The sequence below is a fragment of the Pseudomonas sp. URMO17WK12:I6 genome (genome assembly GCF_003253625.1).
GTDB lineage: Bacteria > Pseudomonadota > Gammaproteobacteria > Pseudomonadales > Pseudomonadaceae > Aquipseudomonas.
In genome coordinates, this window is record NZ_QKYZ01000041.1 from 1 (window position 1) to 1,103 (window position 1,103).

Sequence of the window (1,103 nt, forward strand, 5' to 3'; positions counted from 1 at the left end):
CAGCGACAACCTCACCGGTGTCGGCAACGCCCTGAACAACGTGCTGACCGGCAACAGCGGCAACAACATCCTCAACGGTGGCGCGGGCCTGGACAAGCTGATCGGCGGCGCCGGCAACGACACCTATGTCCTCGACCAGGCCGGCGAACTGGCGCTATTGCAGGATGACGTTGATCAAGGCCACGACCTGCTGTACATCAACTACACCTCGACTCCGGCCACCAACACCGTCGACCTCAGCCAAAGCAACCTGCAAAACGTCGAAGATGTCACCGTCACCGGCCTCGGCAACTTCACCGTGATCGGCAACGACCTGAACAACATCCTGCTCGGCAACAACTACGACAACACCCTGCTGGGCGGGGCCGGCAACGACTGGCTGGATGGTTGGGCCGGGGCTGACAAGCTCATTGGCGGTAGTGGCGATGACACCTATGTCATCTTGAACAATGGTGTACAAGTCACCGAACTGGCTGATGAAGGCCACGACCTGATCAAGACAGCAGTGAGCTACTTTTTGGAAGCCAACGTCGAGGATGGCGAGCTGCTCGGATCTGCAGCGCTGAGCCTCACAGGTAATGAACTCGATAACAGCCTCACCGGCAACGCCGCCGCCAACGTCCTCGACGGCAAGGCCGGCGCCGACACCCTGGACGGCGGTGCTGGCAACGACACCTACTACGTCGACAACCTCGGCGACACAGTGATCGAACGCGGCACCTCGCTGAGCGAAATCGACACGGTCATGTCGTCGATCAGCTACACCCTGGGCAGCAACCTCGAGAACCTGACCCTCACCAACTTACACGACCTGAATGCTACCGGTAATGCCCTGAATAACCGCCTCGTCGGTAACTTCGGCAACAACACCCTGGACGGAGGCCTTGGCGCCGACATCATGATCGACGACCGCGGCAGCGACACCTACATCGTCGACAACCTCAAGGATGTGGTCATTGAGACCGGCTCCTCGCTGTGGGATATCGACACCGTGCGCTCCTCGGTCAACTGGACCCTGGGTGCCAACCTGGAAAACCTCACCCTGACTGGCAGCGACAACCTCAACGGCGTCGGCAATGCCCTGAACAACGTGCTGACCGGCA

The 1,103-nt window shown here is 60.1% G+C and carries 1 pseudogene; it reads left to right on the top strand.

The features are described 5' to 3' along the window. A pseudogene (locus F475_RS30180) lies at positions 1 to 1,103 on the top strand (calcium-binding protein); the annotation flags it as partial.